This is a genomic window from Streptomyces sp. NRRL B-1347 (assembly GCF_000720325.1).
Lineage (GTDB): Bacteria > Actinomycetota > Actinomycetes > Streptomycetales > Streptomycetaceae > Streptomyces.
Map to the genome: position 1 here is coordinate 78,381 of NZ_JOJM01000023.1, position 19,932 is coordinate 98,312.

Below are 19,932 nucleotides of genomic sequence, written 5' to 3' on the forward strand. Positions count from 1 at the left end.
CTGGCTCAGGCGCACCCGGCACGGAAGGCACCACGCGCCACGCGTCGGCGCGCCCCCTTCGCGCGGGCGAGGTTCCCCCGGTCGGCCCTACGGCACCACGGTGACCGGCCAGCGCCCGGCCTTCACCAGACGCACCGCGACCGAGCCGACGATCCGGTGGCCCGCCTGCTCGGACGCGCCCACCACGACGGCGTCGGCCTTGAGCTCGTCGGCGGCCGTGACCAGGCCGTTGTACGGGTCGCCGCGGAAGGTGTGGAACTCCCAGCGCACGTCGAATATGCCCTTCACGCGCTCCGTGGCGTCCCGGATCTCGGCGATCAGGCTCTCGGCGATCTCGTCCGTGGTCTCCGCGACCGGCGCCCCGAGCGCGGCGCCCGCCGCGAGCACCGGCTGGACGTACACCACGGCGAGCAGCGCCCGCTGCCGCCGGGCCAGGCCACCGGCATATGCAGCGGCGCGCAGCGAGGAATCCGAGCCGTCGACCCCGACGACGATCACCTTGGGGCCGTCGGTGCCCCGTTCGAACTGCTGGGACGGCTGCTGAATGGGCTCTTCGGTCACGCTTCCGAGGCTATCGGAGGACCCCGTTCCGCGGCCCGGCGGCCTCGGCGCACCCGGCGGTCCGGCCGCTCGACGGGCGGCGCGCCCCAGCTGTTCTTACAGTCGTGACCATGAGTGCCACCGTGCAGGAGCCGGGCGCCGCGGGCGGCACGCGCCCCGGCGGCCTCCGCGTCAGCGGCCTCAACCGCGTGCCTGAGGTGTTCGCGGCCTTCTTCGGCACCCTCGGCCTGTGCTGCGCCGTGCTCGCCGTGATCGCGCCGCTGCGGCGGCTGCTGCGGCCCGTGATCCGCTTCCTCGACCAGCTCACCGTGCCGGTCAGCCCGAACCTCGCCTACGCCGTCTTCCTCTTCCTGCTCGCCGCGGCCATCGCGGCCCGCAAGAAGGTCGCCTGGTGGCTCGTGGTGATCTACCTGGGCCTCCTCGTCGCCTTCGACGTCCTCGGCTTCGCCCTCGGCTACTGGGGCGAGTCGCTGCCGTCCTTCGTCGTCTGCGGCGTCGCCCTGGTCGTGCTGATCCTGGCGCGCGCCGAGTTCTACGCCGACTCGCGCCGCGGCGCCCTGTGGCGGGCCGTCGCCGTGCTCGCCGCCGGGCTCGGCATCGCGGTCCTCCTCGGCTGGGGCCTCGTCGAGCTCTTCCCCGGCACCCTGCCGCGCGGCGAGCGGCTGCTGTGGGCGGCGAACCGGGTCTGCGGCGGCCTCCTCCAGGGCCACGACTACTTCGACGGCTCACCGCCGCGCCCGCTGTACTTCTTCCTCGGCCTGTTCGGCGCCCTCGCGCTGCTGAACGCCGCCGCCACCCTGTTCCGCTCCCAGCGCATGGAAGCCGCCCTGCACGGCGACGAGGAGCCCCGCATCCGGGCCCTGCTCGGCGCCTACGGCGACCAGGACTCGCTCGGCTACTTCGCCACCCGGCGCGACAAGGCCGTCGTCTTCTCGCCCAGCGGCAAGGCCGCCGTGACCTACCGCGTCGAGGCGGGCGTCTGCCTGGCCAGCGGCGACCCCGTCGGCGACCGCGAGGCCTGGCCGCACGCCATCGGCGCCTGGCTCGACGTGGCCCGGCGCTACGCCTGGGCGCCCGCCGTGATGGGCGCGTCCGAGGACGGCGCGACGGCCTTCGCCCGCGCCGGGCTCGGCGCCCTCCAGCTCGGCGACGAGGCCATCCTGCACGTGCCGGACTTCGACCTCGACGGCCGCGACATGCGCGTCACGCGCCAGGCCGTGAACCGGGTCCGGCGCACCGGCGCCACCGCCCGCGTCCGCCGCCACGCCACGCTCACCGACGAGGAGATGGAGGCGATCATCGACAAGGCGGACGCCTGGCGGGACACCGAGACCGAGCGCGGCTTCTCCATGGCGCTCGACCGGCTCGGCGACCCCGAGGACGGCGACTGCCTGCTGGCCGAGGCCCTCGACAGCGACGGCAGGCTGCTCGCCCTGCTGTCCTTCGTGCCCTGGGGCAGGGACGGCATCTCGCTCGACGTGATGCGCCGTGACCGCAGCGCGCCCAACGGCGTCATGGAGTTCATGGTCGCCGAGGTGTGCGCCGTGGCGCCCAAGCTCGGCGTGCGGCGGATCTCACTGAACTTCGCGGTGTTCCGCTCCGTCTTCGAGGAGGGCGCCCGCATCGGCGCGGGCCCCGTCCTGCGCCTGTGGCGCAAGCTGCTGCTCTTCTTCTCCAAGTGGTGGCAGCTGGAGGCCCTCTACCGCTCCAACGCCAAGTACCACCCCGAGTGGTACCCGCGGTTCCTCTGCTACGGCGACACCGGCTCGCTCGCCCGCATCGGCCTGGCCTCCGGCATCGCCGAGGGCTTCGTCTCCGTGCCCTCGCTGCGCAAGCTCTGGGGCAAGGGGCACCGGACCCGGGGCGTCACCAAGCCCGCCACCACCGAGGGCCTGCCGTCCATCGCCGCGCTCGGCCTCGGCGGCCGCGCCGACGCCGCGCTCGACCCCGTCGAGGCGCTGCCCGAGCAGATCCGCATCCGCCACCGCGCCCTGGAGCGGCTGCGCGCCGAAGGCGTCGACCCCTACCCGGTGGGCATCCCGCCGCGCACCCACGAACTGGCCGCGATCGGCCAGGACCTGGCGGGGGAGCGGGTCACGGTCGCGGGCCGCGTCATGCTGGTGCGCGACTTCGGCGGCGTCGTCTTCGCCGTCCTGCGCGACTGGTCGGGCGACCTCCAGCTCGCCCTCACCCGGGACCGCTCGGGACCCGACGTCCTGGCCGCCTTCACCGCCCGCACCGACATCGGCGACCACGTCACCGCCACCGGCGAGGTCGGCCGCAGCGACCGCGGCGAGCTGACCGTCTTCGTCACCTCCTGGCAGCTCACCGGCAAGTGCCTGCGCCCGCTTCCCGACAAGCGCCGCGGCCTCGCCGACCCCGAGGCCAAGGTGCGCCGCCGCTACCTCGACCTGGTCGCGAGCCCCGCCGCCCGCGACGTCGTGCGGGCCCGCTCCACCGCCGTCCAGGCGCTCCGCCAGGGCCTGCTCGACCGCGGCTACCTGGAGGTCGAGACCCCGATGCTCCAGCAGATCCACGGCGGCGCCAACGCCCGGCCCTTCACCACCCACATCAACGCCTACGACCTCGACCTGTATCTGCGCATCGCCCCCGAGCTGTACCTCAAACGGCTGTGCGTCGGCGGCCTGGAGAAGGTCTTCGAGATGGGCCGCACCTTCCGCAACGAAGGCGTCTCGTACAAGCACAACCCCGAGTTCACGATGCTGGAGGCCTACCAGGCCTTCGCCGACTACGACGTGATGCTCGACCTGACCCGCGAGCTCATCCAGGGCGCCGCCACCGCCGCCTTCGGCACGCCCGTCGCCCGCAAGGACGGCAGGGAGTACGACATCTCCGGGCCCTGGCCCGTCAAGACCGTGTACGGCGCACTGTCCGAGGCCCTCGGCGAGGAGCTCGACGCCGACACCCCGCTGGCGCGCCTGCACCGCCTGTGCGACCGCGTCCACGTGCCGTACACCGCCGACGACGGGCGCGGCGACGTGGTCCTGGAGATGTACGAGCGGCTCGTCGAGGAGCGGACCCAGCTGCCCACCTTCTACAAGGACTTCCCCACCGACGTCTCCCCGCTGACCCGCCAGCACCGCGCCGACCCGCGCCTCGCCGAGCGCTGGGACCTCGTCGCCTTCGGCACCGAACTGGGCACCGCATACTCGGAGTTGACCGACCCCGTCGAGCAGCGCCGCCGCCTCACCGCGCAGTCGCTGCTCGCCGCCGGGGGAGACCCGGAGGCCATGGAGCTGGACGAGGACTTCCTCGACGCCCTGGAGTACGCGATGCCGCCGACCGGCGGCCTCGGCATCGGCGTCGACCGGCTCGTCATGTTCCTCACCGGCCTGACCATCCGCGAGACGCTGCCGTTCCCGCTGGTCCGCCGCCGGTGACGCTGCGCTGGCACTGCCGCGCCGGGCCGTCGCTCGTGTGCCGGTCCGCTGCGGCTGGTCGCGCCCACGCGGCGGAGCCGCACATTGACTCAGCCTCGCGCCCCTTCGGGGCGCTGTCCTGGCCGCCTCGTGTCTCCTTGAGCCCGCGCTGGTCCCATCGGGTGCTTTCGCGCGCCCCCGCAGTGTTGCTGAGACCGCCGGGCCTTCGGCCATGCGAGGCATTAGTCATGAAAGACGATCAGATGCCTCCGGGGCGTCGCGCGCTGCTTCGCGGCGCCGCCGTCGTCGGCCTCGCCGCGGCCACCGGCTGCGCCGGGGCCGAGCGCGCGAGCACCCCGGGGCGGACGGCCGCTTCCGGCGCCCCCGCCGCGGGCCCGCAGGCCCTCCGCGCCCGCAAGCCCTCCGCGTACCGGCTGCGGCCCATGACCGGACACGGGCCGCAGCGCGCCGCACCCGCCCGCCCCGCCGTGCGCCGCGCGCCCATCCTGCGCCTGCCGGGCCGCGCCCGCGCCATGGTGCTGACCTTCGACGACGGGCCCGACCCGCGCTACACCCCGGCCATCCTGCGCACCCTGCGCCGGTACGACGCCCGCGCGATGTTCTTCGTGTGCGGCGAGATGGCGGCGGACCGGCCGGACCTGCTGCGGCAGATGGCCGACGACGGCCACGTGATCGGCAACCACACCTGGAGCCACCCGCTGCTGCCCGCCCTGACCAGGTCCGCGATCCACGAGCAGATGGAGCGCACCTGCGAGGTGGTGGAGCGCACCGTGGGCACCCCGCCGCTGTGGTTCCGCGCCCCGTACGGCGCCTGGAACCGCGCGGCCTTCGAGCTCGGCGCCGAGCTCGGCATGGAGCCGCTCGCCTGGACCGTCGACACCCTCGACTGGCGCACCCCCGGCACCGGCACCATCGTCCGGCGCGTCCTGAACGGCGCGGGCCCCGGCGTCGTCGTCCTGTCCCACGACGCGGGCGGCGACCGCACCCAGAGCGTGCACGCCCTGGACGCCTATCTGCCCGAGCTCCTGGACGCCGGGTTCCACCTCACGGTGCCGAGCCGCTATCGCGTGTGAGCACCTCGCCCCCACGCGGACACGGGGGCGAGGACGCGCGGGCCGGGGCTCAGCGCACGTCGACCAGGCGGGCGAACACCACCACGTTCCCGTCGTAGCCGCTCTGCTTCGAGAAGCCGCCGCCGCAGGTGATGACCCGCAGCTCGGGCACGCCCGTGTCGCCGTACACGCGGTGGCCGGGGAAGTCGTTCTTGGCGAACACCTCGATGCCGTAGACCTCGAAGACGGCCGTGCGCCGGTCCTGGCGCCGGACCTCGACGCGGTTGCCCTTCTTGAGCGAGCCGAGGCCGTAGAACACCGCGGGCCCCTGCTGGTTGTCCACGTGCCCGACCAGGACGGACGTCCCCTTCTCGCCCGGCGACACCGCGCCCGTGAACCAGCCGGCGAGGTTCGGGTCGTCCGGCGGCGGCGCGTCCACCCAGCCCTCCGCGTCGAGCCCGACCGCCATCACGGGGGCGTCCACGCGGATCGCCTTGATGCGGACGCGGTCGGCCGCCGCGAACGCCAGGGGAGCGGGGGCGCCGTCCGTCTCGGCGGGCGCGCGGTCCGCCGCCGCGGCCGACGCGGGCTGCGGCGGGCCCACGTCGAACTCGCCGGAGCCGTTGCGGATCAGCGCGAGCCCGGTGAGCAGCACAAGGGCCATCGCGCCCCACGGCGCGCGCTTGCGCGGCCGCTCCTCCTCGCACTCATCAAACTCCTCGAACGCGGCCGCGTCAGAAGGCTGCTTCGCGGGCTCGGACGGCTGGGACGACGACATTCCCTATCCCCTCTCGACACGGCGTGTCCTGCCGTGTCCGTGGCGCGTACGAAAACGCTAAGTGCAGCGCGCGCGGCGTGCGAAAGGGCGGGCGCGAACGGGTGGCGGGCAAAAGCGGCCTGCGCCATCCGAGTCGTTCGCCCACAGGTTTTTTCTGACGGTCCGTGACCTGCGGTGATGGCCACTCCTACGGACACCTCCCGGCGTGTCCCTCACCAGGACGGACGAGCCCCGAAATGCGGCTGTGCGCAGGCCGTCTGAGGGTCTGTCTGAGGGCGCTCTCGCCGAACGCCGGGGAATTGGTTTCCCCGGGGTGCCTCTCGCGGAGGAATTCCATGCGTAACTCTCGAGCACTGGCGGCCGTCGTCGCCGCGGGGGCCGTCGTCGGCCTCGCCGCGCCGACGGCCGCCGCCTGGGCAGGGCCCAGCAACATCGTCGCCATGCCCAGCGTGATCGCGCGGGGCGGGCAGCTGACCGTCACCGTCGACGGCTGCGACCACCCCGGCAGCGTCGAGTCGCCCGCCTTCCCGAAGACGGACCTGAAGCAGATCCCGGGCGGCACCACGTCCAGCGCGACCGTCACCGTGAACCACCACGCCCACCCCGGCGCCTACGACATCACCGCGCACTGCCACGGCAAGCCGCCGCTCACCCGCCCGCACGCCTTCACCGTCATCCACGGCGCCGCCCGCGGCGGCCTCGGCGGCAGCACGACGTCCGGGGCGACCAGCACCGACATCGCGATCGGCGGCGCCCTGGTGGCCGCCGCGGTGGTCGGCGGCGGCGTGTTCTGGATGCGGCGCCGGGCCGAGAACAAGGCCTGAGGAACCAGCTGTGAGCAACGGCTGTGCAGAACCTGCTGTGCAGAACCGGGTGTGAAGAACCGGGTGTGAACAGACCACGACCGGCCCGGCGCGTCCCCCTTCCGCGCCGGGCCGGTCGGCCGTGCGTGCCCCGGTGGCCCCGGGGCCGGTGTGCCCCCGGGTCAGCCGTGATCGGCGTCCGTGCGGCGGCGCGTCCAGTAGTACGCGGTGCCGAGCACGCCCGCGATCAGCGCGCCGCCCAGGGCGATCTGCTGCCCGTCGAACCCGGCGACGCTGCCGCCGGTGCCCGCGTGCACGCCCCTGGAGTGGTGCGTGCCGGGGCTGGAGCGGCCGCCGCCGGTGGCGATGGTGAGGTCGGTCCTGCCCGACTCCTGGCCGCAGGTGAACGTCACCTCGTACAGGGCGCCCGGCTTGGCGTCCCAGAAGACGTGCGCGGTGGCCGACGACTGGCCCTTGGGGATGGTGACGTCGTCGAAGACGCCGGAGGTCACCTTGGTGGTGTTCTCGCAGCCGTCGACGGTCAGGGTGACCTGCCCGCCCGCGGCGATCGTGGAGGGGGTGACGCGGAAGCCGAACGAGGTGATGTTCTCGTCGCCCGCGACGGCCGCGCCCGCGGCGGGTGCGGAGAGGGCCAGGGCTGCGGTGGTGAACAGGGCGGCCGAGGCGACGCGTATCGCGCGCATGGCGAATCCTCCGGGTCCCCGAGGAGCGGCCGCGGACCTTCTTCCGCCGGCGCCTGATGCGCACCTCGATGCGGTGAACGCTAGGCAGGCCGGGGATGCGCCGCGATCGCTGTCGTGCGAACGGGGCATTCCTGTGGGCCGGACAGGGGAACGGGGGCGTGTCGCGCTCCGCCGGGGCAGCGGAAACCGCCCGGCGCCGGGCCCTCGCAAGAGGACCGCGGCCACCGGGCGGCGGCGTTCAGCGGACCGGAATCAGCGGAACAAGGCAATCAGTGAGGCGGTACCCCTCCTGGGCGCCGACTACTGGGTGACGACCGTGCCCTCGGGGCTGAGGGCGTCGAAGGTGGCGGGCAGCGCGGCCGCGGCCTTCTGGGCGACCTCGTCCGCGCTGACCCCCTGGAGGGCGGCGATGCGGGCGATGCTGTCGCCGAGGGCCTTGGTCAGCTCGTCGGCGCCGAGGGGCTGGTTCTCGCCCGTGCCGACCCACGAGTCGACCTTGTCGCCGAGGCCGGCCGCCCGCAGCTCCTCGATGGCGGGGGCGATGTGGCCGCCGTCGAAGAGGGTCGTGATGATGAACAGCTCCAGAGGGGTGGCGGGGGCGTCGATGGCAGCCATGTCTATACTCCTTGCAAGTGATAACTGAATCGGTGGTTCTGGGGCGCCGCGGCGGACTCACTGCCTCCGCGGCGCCCTCGTGGGACCAGACGTGGCGTGCGTGTTCGAGGGTTGCCCGATCGGGTGAAGGCAGGCCGAACTTGCCATGGCCCAGGGCGATTTGACCCGTCAGGAACCGCTATTCCAGATCGTTTTCCGCCAGGGCGCGGACGTGGGCCCGAGCGGTCACGGCGTCAGGCCGGTGTGCGACGCGAGCCAGCCCAGGTGCTCCTTGAGCCCGGGGCGCCACACCTGCCAGCTGTGGCCGCCGGGCAGCTCGACGAGCTCGGCCTTCATCCCCGCCTTCTTCGCGGCCGCGTACGCCTTGAGCGCCTGCGGCCGGTACGTGGAGTCGTCCTTCCCCGCGACGAACACGGCCGAGGTGTCGGGGAAGCGCTCACGTGCGAGCACGTCCAGCGGGTTGACCTTCTCGAAGGCCGCCTCGTCGCCGCCGAAGGCCGCGTCGACGGTCTTCTTGCGGCTGCCGAGCGTCGGCTCGTCCTGCCCGGAGATGTCGACGAAGGAGCCGTAGCGGCCGGGCGCGTTCACCGCCATCTGGAGCGAGCAGGTGCCGCCGTTGGACAGACCGGAGATCGCCCAGTGCGCGCGTCCGGAGGCGACCTGGAGGTGGGTGGCCGCCCAGTGCGGGACGTCCTCGGCGAGGTACGTCTGGACGTCGCCGAGCCGGGAGTCCATGCACAGCGGATTGTCGAACGAGCCGCCGAGCGGGTCCACGACGAGCACGACGGGCGCGAGGCCCGCGTGCGCGGCGGCGAAGTCGTCCAGCATGTCCGGCAGCTGGCCGGAGGTGATCCAGTCCTCCGGCGCGCCGGGCTGCCCCGCCATCAGGACGAGCACGGGCAGCGGCGGCCGCGGGGAGGCCCGGTAGGCGGGCGGCAGATAGACGTACGCGTCCCGGGCGTCGAAGTGCGACTTCGTCCCCGGGACGGAGGTCTTCGACACCGTGCCCTTGGCGGGCAGGCCGACCGGGGCCCGCCAGACCTCGGACACCGCCTTGCCCGGCGGCACCTCGACGAGCGGCTCCTTCCGGCCTGCGGCCGCCTTGAAGCCGACGGTGTCCCGCGGCCCGAGCAGGGTGCGCAGGGTCGGGTAGTTGTCGTAGTGGATGTTGACCTCGGAGAGGCCGAACAGGACCACGCACGCCCCGGCGGCCAGCGCCCCGGCCCGGCCGCGCCAGCGCAGCGTCGGCATCCGGAAGAGGGCGAGGCACACGCCGAGGACCGCCACCCCGATCCACACCACCACGTCGGTCGGCAGCGCGTCGGGGAACGGCTGCCACCAGTCGTCCACCACCACCGGGACCAGGAACGACAGGAGCGCGGCGAGGACGAGCGCGGCGGGCAGCAGCCGCGTCCACCAGCGGCGGTCCCGCGAGAACAGCAGCACGGCGAGCCCCAGCGCGCCGAGCGCGCGCAGCAAGGCCGGCACGGTTCCGGCCACCAGCGACCAGTCCAGCGGCCCCGCGGCCGTCATCACCCGCTCCACACCCGCTCGCTTCCTGCCGACTGCCCCGCTCCGGAGCAGGCCTCCCCACCAGAGTGCGCTGGTCAGGGCCGTGCCGCAGCGCGGGCGCTGCGAGGGCGTGACCGGGGGCGCGCGGGCAGGGCGCGGCAGGGGGCGTGCGGGCGGAGCGCGCGCGGCGGCGCCATCCGGGTCACACGCCGTGTGCTCGCCGCACCCGAACTGGCGCGGCGCACACACTCCCCGGACGGCACCGCGAGGGGGTTCCATATCGCATATGCCGCACGGATGGGGCACGACGGGGGACTGCGGGGGCATCCGTGCGGCGGGGCCACCGGTACTTCCCCTGCGATGCGCCGGTGGCCCGCCGGGCAGCCGGGCGGGGCCGGTGTCCATGCCTCCCCATGGACGGTCCCGGCCCGGCGCGCACGCCCGCGACGGCCGCGCCCCGGAGGGCGTCCCGGGGGTTCCGGCATGGCTGATTCGCCCTCGTTGATCTTCGGTACGAAGGCGCCGAGGCTTGGCCCATGGCCCTCGAAGGGCAGCGAGGCCGACCGGCGAGAGGTGGCAAGCGGCTATGAGCAAGGACGTGACCGCAGCGGGCACGGGCGCGGGCGAGGACGCGACGCGTCGCTACTACGAGACCAGTGACGTCGACGCGTTCTACGACATCGTGTGGGGCGGCGAGGACATCCACACCGGCATCTACGCGCACGAGCGGGAGCCGATCGCGGACGCGTCCCGGCGCACCGTCCAGGAGCTCGCGGACCGGCTCCAGGGCACCCTCGGCCCGGAGCGGACCGTCCTGGACCTCGGCTCCGGATACGGCGGGACCGCCCGCTACCTGGCCGACCGCTTCGGCTGCCGGGTCGTCGCGCTCAACCTCAGCACCGCCCAGAACGAGCGGCACCGCGCGGCCAACGCCAGGCGCGGCCTCGGCGACCTCATCGAGGTCGTCACCGGCTCCTTCCACGACGTGCCGTACGCCGACGGCCACTTCGACGCCGTGTGCTCCCTGGAGGCCTTCTGCCACAGCGGCGACCGGAACCGGGTGCTGAGCGAGGCGGCGCGGGTGCTGAAGCCCGGAGGGGTCCTTGCCTTCACCGACCTGATGGCCGACGAGGCGACGCCCGCCGACGTGCTGCACGCGGCCGTGTCCCGGCTCGGCGTGGACGCGCTCGCCACCCCGACGTTCTACCGGGAGCGGCTCACCGGACTCGGCCTGGGCGCGGTCGACTTCGCCGACCACAGCGACCAGGTGGTGCGCCACTACGTCCGCCTCACCGACGAGACGCGCGCGAAGGAGGCCGAACTGCGCGCCGTCATCAGCCCCGGCTACGTCGACGGGCTGCTCGGCAACCTGCCGCTGTGGGTGGACGCGGCCCGCGCCGGACGCCTGCGCTGGGGCATCTTCAGCGGCCGCCGCCCGGGGGCCTGAGGACACGCGAAGGGCGCGGCGGAGCCGGTGGCCGCCGCGCCCGGTGGAACGCCTGCCGTCAGCCGTCGACCCCGGGGAAGAGCAGCGTGAACGGCTCCGCCGTGGCCGCGATGCCGCGGCTGTAGGGGGCGTCGAAGTCCCAGATCAGGAAGAGCAGGAAGGCGATCAGGGCGGAGAAGAGACCCGCGAGGACGAGCTCGCGGACGTTGCGGCGGATCTGGAAGGCGAAGATGAGGCCGACGGTCACGAGGCCGCCGGTGATCAGGCCGAACCAGACGACCCCCGGCATGGTGGCCTCCGCGCTGTCGCCGCGGGCGCCGCGCGCGTCGTCGACGAGGGCCACCTGGTCGACGAGGGGCTGGTAGGCCTGCGCCTCGAAGTCGGACTTGGGCTCGTAGTCGGTGACGTCGTGGCGGAGCGTGGCGAGCAACGCCGTGCCGCGCGCGGTGAGTTCACCGTTGTCGGCCATCTGGTCCCACTCCTTCGTCACCACATGGCCGACATACGCCGTTACGTCGTCGCGGATGCGGTCGCGGACCTCGGCGGGGTAGACACGGACCCGCTCATGCACCTCGTGCAGCGCCTGGGCCTCGGTACGGACGTGGTCCTGGGCGGCGCTGCGGGCCTCCCAGACGCCGGCGATGGCCAGGCCGAGGACGATGGCGTAGACAACGCCGATCATCATCGTCATGTACTCCATCACGTCCGGAGTTTCCGATACGTCAGCGTTCGCGGAGGTTCGCCAGTGGCGCAGCACGACGATGAGGAGCACGACGGCGCACGCGGCGGCCATCGCGAGGGTGAGAACAAGCCATTCCGTCAAGGGAGTCCTCCGGCGGTCAGCGCGGCCGCAGCGCGGCGACGGCGAGTACCGCGGGTGCGGTGATGAGCAGGGTCAGATGGACGAGGGAAGGCCCGTCGCGAGGCGGGCTCTTGCGCGCGGGCGTGTGGTACGCGGGGTAGTGCACGGGCTCCGACGGGCGGTCGGGGCGCCGGGTCGAGGGCGTGGGCCGGGGCGCCGGGGGCGCGGGCCGCGGCGGCGGCTTGACCGACGGCGCGGGCGGCGAAGGAGCCGGTGTCGTCGGGGCGATCCGGGGCGCGGGCGGCACGGGCCGTGGCGGGGGCGGTGGCGCGGGCTCCGGTGGCGCGGGCCGCGGCGGCGGGGTCGGCTTCGGAGGCGTGGGTTTCGGGGGCGTCGGCTTGGGCGGCGTCGGCGTCGGCTTCGGAGGGGTGGGCGTGGGTTTCGGAGGCGTGGGCGTCGGCTTCGGGGGAGTGGGCTTCGGCGGGGTCGGCGTCGGCTTGGGCGGCTTGGTGGGCGGCGGCGGGCAGTGCCCGCCGCCCGCGTGGGCCGTGGCCGTCCCGCCCGGGCCGGTCGACGCGTACACGCAGGCGTCGGCCTCGACTACGGCCGAGCCCGCCGGGACGCCGACGAACAGGGCCAGCGTGAGCAGCGCGAACGCACGTGTGACGGGGACGAGGAAGCCCCTGGAGGATCCGGGCACGACGCAGAGCATGAGGGGCGCACGCCCCGCTCGCGCGCGAACATGAGGTAAAGAGACCGAAGGAGGGAGCGGCCGCACGCAAGTTCGCGCGGGGGCTCCGCTCTGGAGCGCCGCTCCGCGCGCCGTGCGGGCCCTGCAGTCACCACCCCCGCAAAGAATCTTGAACCGGTGTTGAACGCTCTCCCCCGCCCCACCCGTACCTAGGGCCATGTGCGACGCGAGCGGTCGTCGCCACCAAGCGGACAGCGGGAGTGAGTGAGAGATGAAGACCTGGCGGAGCGCCTCGCTCGTAGCGACAGCTGCGGCCGTGCTGGCGCTGACGACGGCGTGCGGTCAGGACGAGGGGGAGCAGTCCCCGAAGGGCCAGAACGTGGGCAACGAGGCGCCCGCCGGTGACGGCTACGGCTCGGGCGACGGCGACGGCGACGGCTATGGCGCGGACGCGGACAGCGCCGCGAAGGGGGCGGGCAAGGCGAAGGCGGCGGGGCAGCTGGCCGTCCGGGACAGCGAGAAGCTCGGCAAGGTCGTCACGGACAGCGCGGGCTTCACGCTGTACCGCTTCGACAAGGACACCGCGGAGCCGCCGAAGTCGAACTGCGACGGTGCCTGTGAGCGGGCCTGGCCGGTGGTGCCCGCGAAGGGTGCCGAGGCCGCCCCCGGTGTCGACGAGTCCCTGCTCGGCGAGGTCACCCGGTCCGACGGCGGCAAGCAGCTGACCATCGACGGCTGGCCGATGTACCGGTTCGCCAAGGACACCAAGCCCGGCGACGCCAAGGGGCAGGGCGTGGGCGGCACCTGGTTCGCGGCGGCGCCCGACGGCAAGAAGGCCAAGCCCGCGGCTCCCGGCGGCGGGGCCGGCGCGGCGCGGCCCGCCGACCGTGCCGGGCTCTCCACCCGCAACGACCCCGAGCTCGGCGAGATCGTCGTCGACAAGAACGGCATGACGGTCTACCGCTTCACCAAGGACTCCGCGTGGCCCATGAAGTCCGCCTGCACCGGCGCCTGCCTGGAGAAGTGGCCGGTCGTGGAGCCCGTGGAGAAGAACGACACCAAGGGCATCCTGAAGAAGGGCTTCGTCACCTTCGACCGCCCCGACGGCCGCGAGCAGCAGACGATCGACTGCTGGCCGCTCTACACCTTCGCCGGGGACAAGAAGCCCGGTGACACCAACGGTCAGGGCGTGGGCGGCACCTGGTTCGCCGCGGCCCCCGACGGCAAGGCGGTGCGCGCCACCCCGTAGGCCCCCGCCGCCGCGCGGCACCCCGTCCGTCCGGCGCCCCGCCCCGGGGCCCGGCACGCGCCCGGCCGACCGGCCCGTTCCTTCCGTACCGAACGGAAGGAATGGGCCGGTTCTTCGGCGTTTCTCAGGATGCGTACGGCATGTGCCACCGGCAGTGACCCAGGCAGTGACCGAGAACGGACGGCCAATTTCCGGTTTGACTCGCTCCCTTGGCTGGCGATCAGTAGCCTCACCCTCGAACACCGGCTCGCCTCCGCCCGATGTCTAAGCCTTGGAGTGTTGATGGAGCGTCCCGCCTGGGCCCCGCCCGGCATCGACATCGCGATGCCGAGCGCGGCCCGGATCAACGACTGCTACCTGGGGGGCTCGTACAACTTCGAGGCGGACCGGGAGGCCGCCCGCCGGGCGCTGGAGTTCCTGCCCGGGCTACCCAAGATCGCTCAGGCGAATCGTGCCTTCACTCGCCGTGCTGTGCGTTTCGCCGTCGACGCGGGCATCGACCAGTTCCTCGACATCGGCTGCGGCGTCCCGTCCTTCGGTGCGGTCCACGAGGTGGTCCGGGCCGCGGACCCGGGGGCGCGCGTCGTCTACGTGGACCACGACCCGGTCGCCGTCGCGCACGCCCGCGCGACCGTGGACGGCGAGCCCCGATACGACGCGGTCTTCGCCGATCTCCGCAAACCCCGCGACATCCTGGGCAGTTCCGAGGTCAGGGCGCTGATCGACTTGGACAAGCCGACTGCGCTTCTCCTGTCGGCCATACTCCACTTCGTCGAGGACGCGTACGATCCCTACGCGGCGGTCGGAGAACTGCGGGACGCGACGGCGTCCGGCAGCCTGCTGGCCGTCACGCACCTTTCGTACGAAGGGATACCGGTTCCGCAGGAGCAGGTCGCCGGCGCCGTCGGCGTGTACAACGACATCCGCAATCCATTGATCATGCGATCGCGTGCCGAGATCGCGCGGTTCTTCGAGGGATACGACATGGTGGAACCCGGCCTCGTGCCGATGCCGCAGTGGCGGGCCGACACGGAACTCGACGAGTTCGAGGCCGAGGACCCCTGGTCCTTCTCCGGTTTCGCCGGCGTGGGACGCAAGCGTTGAGCGCGGAGCCGGACGGGCCGGAGGACAGACTGCGCAGATTCGCCACGATCTGGAGTCGCGCGCTCTTCCCGGTGACCGCCACCTCGCTGACCCGGCCCGAGTTCGAGCAGCAACTGCAGCCGCTCGCCCGGTGGTTGCGCGACGCCCTGGAGGAGCGGCCGTTCCGTGCCGCCACCGGCGAGGCGGTCGGCGCGGCCCTGGTCGCGGCGCACTGCACCGAGCCGGAGGCGCTCAGCCGCACCCTGAACGTGGTGGACGCCTATCTCGTGCTGTACTGCGGCGCCGAGGGCGAGCGCGAGGAGCTGCGGGCCCGCTGCGCCCGCATCCAGCACGCGGTGGCCGCCGGTTTCGCGCGGGCGCTGCGGACGCGCACCCTGGCCGAGCAGGAGGCGATATCCCGGGCGGCCCTCGACGCGCGCGGCACCGTCGCCGAGGCCCTGCACGCGAGCGAGGCCCGCTTCCGCGCGGTGTTCCACGGCGCCGCGGTCGGCATCGGCATCGCCGACCTCGAAGGCACCGTCCTGGAGGTCAACGACGCCCTCGTGCGGATGTTCGGCGGCCTGGAGCACCAGCTGCGCGGGCGCAACGTGGGCAGCTGGACGCACCCCGACGACTCCCCGCACGTGTGGAAGCTGTACGAGGAGCTGGTGCACGGGGAGCGCGAGCACTACCGCGTCGAGAAGGCCTTCTACCGCCCCGACGGCACCGTCCTGTGGACCAATCTGACGGTCTCTCTGCTGCGCGACGCCGACGGGGTGCCGCAGTACCAGCTGGCGCTCGTCGAGGACACCACCGAGCGCCGGCTGCTGAATCTGCGCCTGCGCTACGAGGCGACGCACGACGCGCTCACCGGACTGCCCAACCGCACGCTGTTCTTCGAGCGCCTGGAGAAGGCGCTCGCGGCGGGCGAGAGCGCCCGGTTCGGGCTCTGCTACCTGGACCTCGACGGCTTCAAGACGGTCAACGACAGCCTGGGCCACGCGGCGGGCGACCGGCTGCTCGTCGAGGTCGCCGACCGTCTGCAGGCCTGCGCGACCGCGCCCGGCGAGATGGTGGCCCGCCTCGGCGGCGACGAGTTCGTGGCGCTGACCACCGGACCCGACACCGAGCGGGAGGTCGACGAGCTGGCCGGGCGCATCATGAACGCGCTCGCGACGCCGATCAGCGTCGACGGCCGCGAGCTGACCGTGCGCGGCTCCATCGGCATCGTCGAGGGCCCGGCCGCCGAGCGCGGCGCCGCCGAGGTGCTGCGCAGCGCCGACATCACGATGTACCGCGCGAAGCACGCGGGCGGCAACCGCTACGAGCTGGCCGACCCCGAGGCCGATGCCCGCGCCATCACCCGGCACGGCCTGACGACGGCGCTGCCGGTGGCCCTCGAGCGCGGCGAGTTCTTCATCGAGTACCAGCCGCTCGTGCACCTGGAGGACGGCAGCGTGCGCGGCGCGGAGGCGCTGGTGCGCTGGCTGCACCCGCAGCACGGCGTCATCGGCCCGGACCGCTTCATCCCGCTCGCCGAGCACACCGGCCTGATCGTGCCGCTCGGCCGCTGGGTCCTGGAAGAGTCCGTGCGCCAGGCGCGCACCTGGGAGGCCCGGCACGAGCACGCGGGCCCGGTGCGGGTGAACGTGAACCTCTCGCCGTGCCAGCTCACCCACCCCGGCCTGGTCTCCGACACCGTGGAGATCCTGGAGCGGACCGGGCTCGCGCCCGGCGCGCTCTGCCTTGAGGTCACCGAGTCCGCGCTGATCGGTGCTGACGAGGACCTGCTCAAGCCGCTGCGGCGGCTCGCCGAGATGGGCGTCGACATCGCGCTCGACGACTTCGGCACGGGGTACTCGAACCTGGCGAACCTGCGGCGCCTGCCGGTCAGCGTCCTGAAGCTCGACCGGGCCTTCACCCAGGGCATGCAGCACTACCCCGTCGACCCGGTCGACCTGAAGATCGTCGAGGGCATCGTGTCGCTCGCGCACAGCCTGGACCTGGCCGTGACGGTCGAGGGCGTAGAGACGGGGGCGCAGGCCGACCAGCTGCGGGAGCTGGGGTGCGACACCGCGCAGGGCTGGTACTACGCCCGGCCGGGACCGCCGGACCGACTGCACGAGCTGGCACTCGCCGACGTGCCCTAACCTCCTCCGGGCGGTGGCGGCGCCGTCGTGGAGGAGTGGGACGGGCTGGGGGTCTCCACGGGGGCCGTGACGTTGTTCGCCCATGTGGTGGCCAGGACGGTGGCGATCGCGGCCACGGCTGCCACCAGGACCGCGCTCACCGGCGTGGCCAGGGACGACAGACGGCGGAAGTTGCGGATGTGGCCCCACAGGAGGTCGGCCCGGCGGACCAGGCGCATCTCCCAGTACAGCGCGAGGCCCAGGGCCATGACGGTGCTCTGCGCCAGGATCAGGAAGACCGAGAGCGCGGTCGGCCCCTGGGGCACGCGCAGGCGGGGCACGAGCAGCAGGAGCTGGACCGCCGACATCACCGCCCACAGCCAGCCAGCCTTGCCGACGGGCGTGCTGCCGCGCAGCCACGGATACAGATAGCCGTACGTGAAGCCGTGGGCCAGCCAGACGCAGGTCGGCGCGCCCGCCACGGTCACCGACTGAGGTACGCCGCTGTAGCCCTCGGCCTGCCACGCGGTCCACGCCGTCCACGGCAGGGTGAGCAGCGCGGTGGCCGCCGCGGCGGCGACGCCGTTCGACCAGGCCGTGCGGCCCGCGGAGCCGCCGAGCGCGACGGCCTTGAGCTTCGCCGTCTCCCGGGCCGCGTCCGCGGCGGTGGGCTGCCGCAGGCTCTGCCACTTCTCCTCCCAGCTGCCGGCGGGCAGCGAGGTGTCGGCGAGGGTGCCCCGTGACGACGTCAGGAAGCGGTGCCGGCCCTCGGCGAACAGCAGGGCGCGGGCCAGGGAGTTGAGCAGCCGGGCGTGCGCGGCGCCGGAGAGGCCGTGCAGCTGCCCGGCGCGCTCCGCACGGCCGGACGGCAGCAGCAGGTGGGCGCCCGCCCAGGCGACGAGGAGCGCGGCGGCGGTCGTCCAGTACGGCAGCCAGCTGTCCGGGGCGCCGACGACGGTCGCGGCGGCGGCGAGCAACAGCAGGGTGAGACAGTTCCGGCGCGCTCCGGAGCCCCACCGGCCCTTCTCCACGCCGGTGGCGTAGAGCTGGGTCAGCAGGACGGTGACGGCCATGCACCACATCACCTGCACGCAGGGCGCGATGGTGCGCACGCCGTAGACGAGGCTGTCGCCCGGCCACTGCCCGACGAGCTGCGCGAGGAGGTCGCTGGTCGCGGGGCGGTCCGTGGAGGTCATGCCGGTCCACCACGGGAGCAGGGCGGGGACGAGCACGGCCGCGAGCGCCAGGCGCCCCTTCCAGCCGATCCGGGCCGCGGGCGGCAGGAGCGGGACGGCGACCAGGAGCAGCGCGCTGACCCAGGGCACGAGCAGGGTGAAGAGCAGCGGCCAGGACGCCCCGGCGCTCCGCCCGGTGAAGAGCCACTGCCCGGTGAACGGCGTCGCCAACTCGTGTTCCCAGGGCAGGACCTGGAGGACGACGCAGGAGACCGCCGCGGTCCAGGTGACCAGGGCGAGCGGCACCGCCCACGACCGCGCCGCGCCGCCGCGAAGCCGCAGCGCCGCGTACACGACGCAGGTCGCGACCACGGCGGTGACGAGACAGGTCACGACGGCCCGCGTCCACGGGCCGCCGCCCATGAGCCAGGCCAGCAGGACGAGGGCGGCGGTGGGCGCGGCGAGGACGCCCGCCTCGACGGCGGCGGGGCAGCGGGCGCCGCGCCGCCGGTGGCTGACGACGACGGTCAGTACCGGGAGGACGAACAGGACCGTACCGAGGAGCGCGCCCTCCGTACGCGACTCCATGGGCAGCGGCTCCGAGACGAGCCCGGTGTGTCCGTACACCAGGCCTCCCCACAGCCAGGAGAGCACCTTCCAGTTGGTGGAGTAGGAGTCGAGCAGCAGCGCGCCCACGGCGACGGCGAGGCCCGCGGCGACGAGCGGCACGAGGGGCCCCGCGCGCGGGCCCCCGCCCGGCGCGCCGCGGTAGCCGACCAGCGCGGCGCAGACCACGACGGCCAGGACCACGAGGGAGAGCAGGGCCTCGGGGCTGCTGCCCGGCGGATCCTGCGGCGATGGCGAGTCGAACGTGGTGAAGGCCGCCTCGCGGGGCGTCAGGAGGCGGGCCGCCACCCGGGCGGGGTTCTCCTGGCGGGTCAGGGCGAACTCGACCGCGCGGGCCGTCTGCCGGGTCGGCGTGCCGGTGACCGCGAGGCCCCAGCCGCGCGGCACGTCGATGCTCCAGGTCCAGCGGCCGGGGAGGCGGGGGCGGGGGATCAGCTCGCCCTTCCCGTCCTTGAAGGAGGAGCCGATGGCGTACGCGATGCCGCCCGCGGCCGTCGTGGCGGGCAACGCGACGCGGTGTTCGGCGGTGACCGTCACCTGCTCACGCGCGGACGTCTGGCTGACCGCGCACCAGTTGGGGTAGCCGGGTCGCCGCACGCCGCCGTGCAGGGCGACGGCGGTGGCGTAGCCGCCCGGCATCCGGCTGGCGACCTCGGCGAACCACTCCGGCCGCGCCCGGAGCCGGTCGGCCAGCGGATCCGCCGCGCGCAGCCGCAGCCGGTAGCGGACCACGGCCCGCCAGGACTTCTGGGACGCGCGCTCGACGCGCACCGCGATCTCGCCGCGGCTGCCGTCGCCCGGGGTGTCCGGCAGCGAGCCCGCGGGTACCTGGTCGGGCGGCTTCTTCGTCCCCCGCGGCTGCCACCACGGCAACCGGACCCGCGTGCTGTCGACCTCCGCCCGCTGGGCCAGGACCTGGGCGCGCGCCGTGTCACCCCATTCGTCCGACGCCCACGTCACACACGTCGCGACCACGCCGCACAGCAGCAGCGCGGCCGTCGCGCGCGCAGCTCTGGCGACGCCGTCGCGCACGCCCCGCGCAGCCCCCATGCGCGCCCCCTCCCGCGTTCGGAGGGCCAGGGTAGGGCGGGATGCGGGGTGGCCGGGAGGCGTCGGTTGGCGGGAAATCCGCTACGCACATGCCGTTCTGAGGGGCGCATGGGAGTGCGTGGAGGCGCACTTCTTGGCGCGTGGTGAGGTGTGCGCCGCATCGCGCCCCGCCGCACCGGACCCGCCCGGCCCCGTGTCGGCTCGCCGGACCGCCGGGCCCCGTGTCGGCTCGCCGGACCCGCCCGGCCCCGCC

15 protein-coding genes are annotated in these 19,932 nt (G+C 73.9%); 7 read left to right on the forward strand and 8 right to left on the reverse strand.

Translation table 11 applies throughout. The features are described from left to right. Nucleotides 1-87: 87 nt before the first annotated feature. Nucleotides 88-561, reverse strand: a complete 474-nt coding sequence (locus IG74_RS0120830) for a universal stress protein (RefSeq protein WP_030679245.1) — start codon at nucleotides 559-561, stop codon at nucleotides 88-90. A gap of 110 nt (nucleotides 562-671) precedes the next feature. Here IG74_RS0120830 and lysX point away from each other — a divergent pair, with 110 nt between their 5' ends. After that, the gene (gene lysX / locus IG74_RS0120835; protein WP_030679247.1) at nucleotides 672-3,962 is read left to right on the forward strand and encodes a bifunctional lysylphosphatidylglycerol synthetase/lysine--tRNA ligase LysX; all 3,291 of its coding nucleotides are present in this window, start codon (nucleotides 672-674) and stop codon (nucleotides 3,960-3,962) included. A 227-nt stretch (nucleotides 3,963-4,189) separates the two neighbouring features. After that, nucleotides 4,190-5,035, forward strand: coding sequence for a polysaccharide deacetylase family protein (locus tag IG74_RS0120840; RefSeq protein ID WP_030679250.1), 846 nt, complete (start codon nucleotides 4,190-4,192; stop codon nucleotides 5,033-5,035). A gap of 49 nt (nucleotides 5,036-5,084) precedes the next feature. On the opposite strand, the gene IG74_RS0120845 is transcribed toward IG74_RS0120840, so the two are convergent. Continuing rightward, nucleotides 5,085-5,678 (reverse strand): class F sortase, encoded by a 594-nt coding sequence (locus IG74_RS0120845; RefSeq protein ID WP_030679253.1) that lies wholly within the window; start codon nucleotides 5,676-5,678, stop codon nucleotides 5,085-5,087. 449 nt (nucleotides 5,679-6,127) lie between these two features. Here IG74_RS0120845 and IG74_RS0120850 point away from each other — a divergent pair, with 449 nt between their 5' ends. Continuing rightward, a complete protein-coding gene (locus IG74_RS0120850) occupies nucleotides 6,128-6,616 on the forward strand; it encodes a hypothetical protein (protein WP_030679255.1) in 489 nt (162 codons plus the stop codon). A gap of 161 nt (nucleotides 6,617-6,777) precedes the next feature. On the opposite strand, the gene IG74_RS0120855 is transcribed toward IG74_RS0120850, so the two are convergent. The 3 genes from IG74_RS0120855 to IG74_RS0120865 all read right to left on the reverse strand — a co-directional run bounded on the left by IG74_RS0120855 (nucleotide 6,778) and on the right by IG74_RS0120865 (nucleotide 9,447). Beyond that, nucleotides 6,778-7,299 (reverse strand): hypothetical protein, encoded by a 522-nt coding sequence (locus IG74_RS0120855; RefSeq protein ID WP_030679258.1) that lies wholly within the window; start codon nucleotides 7,297-7,299, stop codon nucleotides 6,778-6,780. A 300-nt stretch (nucleotides 7,300-7,599) separates the two neighbouring features. Further along, nucleotides 7,600-7,914, reverse strand: coding sequence for a YidB family protein (locus IG74_RS46030; protein ID WP_051855083.1), 315 nt, complete (start codon nucleotides 7,912-7,914; stop codon nucleotides 7,600-7,602). A gap of 225 nt (nucleotides 7,915-8,139) precedes the next feature. Continuing rightward, complete coding sequence (locus tag IG74_RS0120865; protein WP_037825823.1) at nucleotides 8,140-9,447, reverse strand: alpha/beta hydrolase; 1,308 nt, start codon at nucleotides 9,445-9,447, stop codon at nucleotides 8,140-8,142. Nucleotides 9,448-10,012: 565 nt separating this feature from the next. Between IG74_RS0120865 and IG74_RS0120870 the strand changes: the two genes are divergently transcribed. After that, the gene (locus tag IG74_RS0120870; RefSeq protein ID WP_030679266.1) at nucleotides 10,013-10,873 is read left to right on the forward strand and encodes an SAM-dependent methyltransferase; all 861 of its coding nucleotides are present in this window, start codon (nucleotides 10,013-10,015) and stop codon (nucleotides 10,871-10,873) included. A 58-nt stretch (nucleotides 10,874-10,931) separates the two neighbouring features. Here IG74_RS0120870 and IG74_RS0120875 read toward each other — a convergent pair whose 3' ends face one another. Then, nucleotides 10,932-11,696, reverse strand: coding sequence for a DUF4239 domain-containing protein (locus IG74_RS0120875; protein WP_078868921.1), 765 nt, complete (start codon nucleotides 11,694-11,696; stop codon nucleotides 10,932-10,934). Nucleotides 11,697-11,712: 16 nt separating this feature from the next. Beyond that, the gene (locus IG74_RS52170; RefSeq protein WP_199818869.1) at nucleotides 11,713-12,375 is read right to left on the reverse strand and encodes a hypothetical protein; all 663 of its coding nucleotides are present in this window, start codon (nucleotides 12,373-12,375) and stop codon (nucleotides 11,713-11,715) included. A 262-nt stretch (nucleotides 12,376-12,637) separates the two neighbouring features. Between IG74_RS52170 and IG74_RS0120890 the strand changes: the two genes are divergently transcribed. From IG74_RS0120890 to IG74_RS0120900, 3 genes are all read left to right on the forward strand, one after another. After that, nucleotides 12,638-13,615, forward strand: coding sequence for an SCO0930 family lipoprotein (locus tag IG74_RS0120890; protein ID WP_030679276.1), 978 nt, complete (start codon nucleotides 12,638-12,640; stop codon nucleotides 13,613-13,615). 282 nt (nucleotides 13,616-13,897) lie between these two features. After that, nucleotides 13,898-14,719 carry an SAM-dependent methyltransferase gene (locus tag IG74_RS0120895; protein ID WP_030679280.1) on the forward strand — a complete coding sequence of 274 codons (822 nt, stop codon included), beginning with the start codon at nucleotides 13,898-13,900 and terminating at the stop codon, nucleotides 14,717-14,719. Then, on the forward strand, nucleotides 14,716-16,848 hold the full coding sequence (locus tag IG74_RS0120900) for a putative bifunctional diguanylate cyclase/phosphodiesterase (RefSeq protein WP_030679282.1): 2,133 nt from the start codon (nucleotides 14,716-14,718) through the stop codon (nucleotides 16,846-16,848). The genes IG74_RS0120895 and IG74_RS0120900 overlap by 4 nt, the downstream gene beginning before the upstream one ends. Here the strand turns inward: IG74_RS0120900 and IG74_RS0120905 are convergent. Continuing rightward, nucleotides 16,845-19,679, reverse strand: a complete 2,835-nt coding sequence (locus IG74_RS0120905) for a hypothetical protein (protein ID WP_158857713.1) — start codon at nucleotides 19,677-19,679, stop codon at nucleotides 16,845-16,847. The genes IG74_RS0120900 and IG74_RS0120905 overlap by 4 nt on opposite strands. Nucleotides 19,680-19,932 lie beyond the last annotated feature (253 nt).